Here is a 4,423-nt window from a genome sequence, read left to right as displayed (position 1 = left end):
GCCGCGCTCGCCGCCGAACGCGACCCCGGGCGCCGCGCCGCGCTCGAACGCGACACGGCGGAGTGGCTGCACCGCGCCGTGAAGGCCGTCATCCCGAAGTTCAGCCTGGAGCGCGGCTTCGAGTTCGCGAACACCGTCCGGCTCGGCGAACGGCAGTGCCTGCTGCAGTCCGTGCTGATCTCGGGCGTGCTGCAGCAGCTCGGGCTGCGCTCGGGCGTCGCGATGGTGTGGCGCAACGAGCGCGGTCAGGAGAGCAACCTCGGGCACGTCGTGACGGTCCTGCGGCTCACCGGAGGGCGCGACGTCCTCGTGGACGCCTCGGACAAGTCGCCGTTCATGCGGCACCAGGGCCTGCTCGTGCGGGACACGGCCGGGCCCGGCGCGCCCTACCGCTTCGTGCGGCCCCGCTACGCGGACGACGACACCATCACGGCCTACACGGCGGGCAAGGACGTCCTGGGTCCCGCGAAGGTCGGGCTGCTCGACGCCGCGTACGTCCGCTCGCAGTTCGACTACTACCGCGGCGAGCGCGCGCCGGGCGGCTTCATCGGGCCGAGCACGCCCGAGGGGCTCACGCGGTCCGCACGTTTCCTGGAGCGCGCCGTGAAGCTCAGCCCCGCCAATCCGCTCGCGACGTACGTGCTGGGGCACGTGTACCGCAAGCAGGGCCGTCTGGAGCTCGCGCGCCGTCAGTACGAGCTCGCCGGGCGGCTCTACCGGGCCGCCGGGCACGTCCCGGCGGGCGTGGCGGACGCCCTGAAGTGGGCCCGCACCGCGCCGGACGCGCCCTCCGCCCGGGCGGAACGTTGAGTGTTGCGTTCCCGCACCCGCAGGTATCCTGACCGTATGTTCGCGCGCTCCCTCCTGATCGCCCTGCTGCTCGGCGTGGCGATCGCCCAGCCCGCCCGGACGCCCCTCCAGCCCGTCCCGCCGGTCACCTCTCCGGGGCGTGCGCCCAGCCTGCCGGGACAGGTGCAGCCGCTCGCGCCGGGCGCGCGGCCCGCGCCGAACCTGCCGCAGCTCACCCTCACGCCGCCCGTGCCGGGCCTCACGAGGCTGGAGTACCGCGGCAACGGCTTCATCGAGGTGGCGCACGGCGTCGTCCTGCTCGAACCCGACGACGAGTCGCTCGCGCGGAGGCGCGCGGTCGCCCTGACCGTCGTGCAGCGCGCTCTCGCCGCCCGGCCGTCGCTCGCGGAGGTGGACGTCAGCGTGTACGACCGCGCCTCGTACGGCGGTTTCGGCGGGCCGCTCCCGCTGTTCACGGCGTCCGTCCCGCGCGACCGCCTTGCGGACTTCACCCGCTACGTGGGCGGCGTGAGCGCCTACGACCGCGTGTTCGAGGGCACCACGCCCCCCCGCACGCCGCCCGGTCCGGTGGCGCGCGTCCGCGAGGACGCGCTGAGGTTCTTCGGCAACGCCTCGGACCTGCTGCAGCAGCAGGTGGAGCAGAGCCTCTCGCAGTTCCGGGGCGGGGTGCGCGGCGGCCTGCTGTTCAAGGGCGGCCTCGCGCGGCCCGTGGCGGCCCTCACCTTCGACGACGCGCCGCACCCCCTGTACGAGCCGCTGCTGCTGGACCTGCTGCGCCGTGAGGGCGTGAAGGCCACGTTCTTCGTGATCGGACGCAACGCGGTGGCGTACCCGTACTTCGTGCGCGACATGATCGAGCAGGGGCACGAGGTCGGCAACCACACCTACCATCACGTGCGCCTGCCGGGCCTGCCGGACGACGCGGTGCGCGCCGAGCTCTCCGACGCCAACCGCGCCATCTCCGACATCACGGGCCGCCCGGTCCACTACTTCCGTCCGCCCGGCGGGGACTATTCCCCGCAGACCCTGCGGATCGCGGAGGGACTCGGCCTCGTGACGACCTTCTGGACGGACGACCCGGGCGACTTCGACAACCCGGGCGCGGCGGTGGTGCAGTCAAGGCTCGTGCGGCACCTGCGCTACGGCGGGATCGTGCTGCTGCACGACAACGCGCCCGAGGCGATCGACGTGCTCGCCGCGTTCACGCGCGTCGCCCGCGAGCGTGGCGTGCGCCTCACGACCGTCGGCGGGCTCGTCGGCAGCGCTCACGCCGGGCGTTGAGGTTCAGCGCGCCGTGTCCGGTACGGCGCGCGGCGCCACCTGCCGCGTCAGCAGTTCGTTCTCCCGCACGAAGGCCAGCAGGAAGCGGTCCATCACCCGCATCTGCGAGCGGTGCTGACGCAGGGCGCGCAGCTTGCCCGCTTCCTGCGCGGGGGTGAGGTCCAGCCGTTCCCACGACAGCGTGCGCCCGCGCGGCGGGATCAGGAGCGGCAGTCCCTCGTGCAGACCCTTGGGCAGCGGGTACTCCAGGCCGCCGTGCACGATCCAGAAGCGCAGGCGGTCCTGCTCGCCGCGCCGCGCGAGCGCCCTCGTGACGAAGTAGCTGGTGGCGCGGTGATCGGGGTGCTGGTCCTGCACGTTGGGGGCGAGCACCACGTCGGGCCGCACCTCGTCGAGGACGCGGTCGAGGTCACGCTCGACGCTCACGCCGGTGTACGGCGCGCCCGGCGAGAGGGCCTGAGGGTAGGGCACCCGGGTCGCGCGGGTGTAGCGCGACGCGAAGGGCTCCGTGTAGTTCTCCAGGAAGAGGTGCAGCAGGCCTCCGTCGGGGTAGCCCAGGAAGATCAGGTGGTCACGCGGCACGTTCAGGGCCGTCATCGCGCGGGTCGCCTCGACGATGCGGCGCCGTCCGAGGCCCGCGAGCTGGTCCCCGCTGGGCCTCGGGGCGCGGTTGAGCAGGATCGCGTCGAGCTCGAAGCCGTCGCCGCTGGTCATCCAGACCACCCACACCTGCGCGCCCGCCGCGAGTGCCTGCTGGACGCTCCCGGCGCAGCACAGCGTCTCGTCGTCAGGGTGGGGCGAGACGATCAGCACCCGCTCGCCCCGGCGGTACGGGGTCACCCTCGGCAGGTCCTGCACGGAGGCGGTCGCGCGCGGGTAGAGCAGGCGCAGGGCGGGCGTCGCGTTGATGGCGAAGGCCGCCGCGAGCGTCACGAGGACGGCGAGGAGCACGAGGCGGGCCCGGCGGGACATGCACCGAGTCTACCGGGCACGCCTGCCATCCCCGTGACATCGCGCGGCACGTACCCTGCCTTCACGCTCGACCGCGAGCGAAAGGAGAGACCCATGAACAGACCCTTCCTCGGACTCGCCGCGCTCGTGCTGAGCGCGCTCCTCGGTGCCTGCGGCACCACCGAACTCGAAACCGGCGGGAACGTCGGCCCCGGCCCGAGCGGTCCGACCGGCGACGCGCTGCCCGCGCAGCTCCAGGGTGACTGGGAGTCCGGGTACGTCTCGCCGATCGAGTACTACGACCCGTCGAGCGGCAGGTACGCCGAGGCGAGCGGGACGAGCATGATGCTCAAGCTCACCGCCGACGGACGTTTCGAACGCGTCGGTATCACGGTCGTGTCGACCTATTCGTGCACGACGAAGGTGCTGCTCAGGCAGTCGGGCGTCGTGCGGCTCTCCGGGGACGTCCTCACGCTCGTGCCGACCACGTCGTACTCGAAGGGCTACACCTGCTCGCCCGCCAACGCGTACGAGAGCCGCGAACTCAAGGACAGCGTCAACACGTGGAAGGTGACCGGGACGGGCGCGCAGGCGGTGCTGGCCCTGGGCGACCCGGAGGGGCAGGCGCGCGACAGCCTGTACAACCGCCCGCGCGGCACGGGCGGCGGCGGCGGGACGGGCGGTGCGGTGTCCGGCACGATCTCCATGCCCGCCGGGGCGAACGCGAACCTCACGAACCTCGTCGTGATGGCCTGCGCCGTGGACGGCGGTTGCTCCAACCAGGAGAAGTGGCGTTTCACGAAGCTCAGCGTGAACGCCAAGACCACCTCCTACACCGTCGAGGGGCTCCTCGCGGAGCCGTACACCGTCGTGGCGTTCACCGACTGGAACCGGAACGCCGAGATCGACTACGGCGAGTACTTCGGCGGGTACACGACCGACGGGAACAACTTCGCGCCGATCACGGCGCCCGCGAGCGGACTCGACTTCGTGATGCAGCAGCGCTGAGGCGCTCCTCCTCCCGGGGGCGCTACACTGCCCCCCGGGGACCTCATGACCGACACACGACGAATCCGGCTCACCGAACGCCTCATCCTGGAGGTGATGGACCGCTGCGGACCCAGACGTGACGAGCTCGTCGTGGGCCTCGTCGGACTGCAGGGGTTGCGTCCCCGTCAGCTGGGTCGTCTGCGCGGGGGGGACGTGGACCTGCGCGGCGAGCGTCTCGTCCTCGTGCGTCCGGACGCCGACGACGTCCTTCCCAGGCGGGCCGGGGACGTGGACGAGGTGGACCTGCACCCGCATCTCACGCGCGTGCTGCGCGGGTACCTGCGTCACGACCGCAACGCGCCGCGCGGCGCCGCGGACGCCCTGCTGCCCG

General features: G+C 72.7%; 5 protein-coding genes. 4 read left to right on the top strand and 1 reads right to left on the bottom strand.

What is annotated here, in order from left to right:
• On the top strand, positions 1 to 810 hold an 810-nt coding region (locus DEIPI_RS40010), incomplete at its 5' end, for a hypothetical protein (protein WP_052351754.1).
• A 36-nt stretch (positions 811 to 846) separates the two neighbouring features.
• Positions 847 to 2,091, top strand: a complete 1,245-nt coding sequence (locus DEIPI_RS0115065; RefSeq protein WP_045234424.1) for a polysaccharide deacetylase family protein — start codon at positions 847 to 849, stop codon at positions 2,089 to 2,091.
• A 3-nt stretch (positions 2,092 to 2,094) separates the two neighbouring features.
• Here DEIPI_RS0115065 and DEIPI_RS0115060 read toward each other — a convergent pair whose 3' ends face one another.
• Positions 2,095 to 3,063: a PIG-L deacetylase family protein gene (locus tag DEIPI_RS0115060; protein ID WP_027482311.1), complete on the bottom strand. Its 969-nt coding sequence runs from the start codon at positions 3,061 to 3,063 to the stop codon at positions 2,095 to 2,097.
• A gap of 93 nt (positions 3,064 to 3,156) precedes the next feature.
• Between DEIPI_RS0115060 and DEIPI_RS0115055 the strand changes: the two genes are divergently transcribed.
• Together DEIPI_RS0115055 and DEIPI_RS40005 are read left to right on the top strand one after the other, a co-directional pair.
• Positions 3,157 to 4,050: a hypothetical protein gene (locus DEIPI_RS0115055; RefSeq protein ID WP_027482310.1), complete on the top strand. Its 894-nt coding sequence runs from the start codon at positions 3,157 to 3,159 to the stop codon at positions 4,048 to 4,050.
• A 45-nt stretch (positions 4,051 to 4,095) separates the two neighbouring features.
• Positions 4,096 to 4,423, top strand: a 328-nt coding sequence (locus tag DEIPI_RS40005; RefSeq protein WP_045234423.1) for a hypothetical protein, incomplete at its 3' end; no start/stop codon positions are given.

Source organism: Deinococcus pimensis DSM 21231 (assembly GCF_000519345.1).
Lineage (GTDB): Bacteria > Deinococcota > Deinococci > Deinococcales > Deinococcaceae > Deinococcus_A > Deinococcus_A pimensis.
The sequence above is the reverse complement of the archived record's forward strand: the minus strand, read 5'-3'. Positions and strand labels throughout refer to the sequence as shown.

Excerpts from the sequence above, each read along its gene's own strand:
- DEIPI_RS0115065 (WP_045234424.1), top strand. The coding sequence starts at position 847 with ATGTTCGCGCGCTCCCTCCTGATCGCCCTGCTGCTCGGCGTGGCGATC.
- DEIPI_RS0115060 (WP_027482311.1), bottom strand. The coding sequence starts at position 3,063 with ATGTCCCGCCGGGCCCGCCTCGTGCTCCTCGCCGTCCTCGTGACGCTC.
- DEIPI_RS0115055 (WP_027482310.1), top strand. The coding sequence starts at position 3,157 with ATGAACAGACCCTTCCTCGGACTCGCCGCGCTCGTGCTGAGCGCGCTC.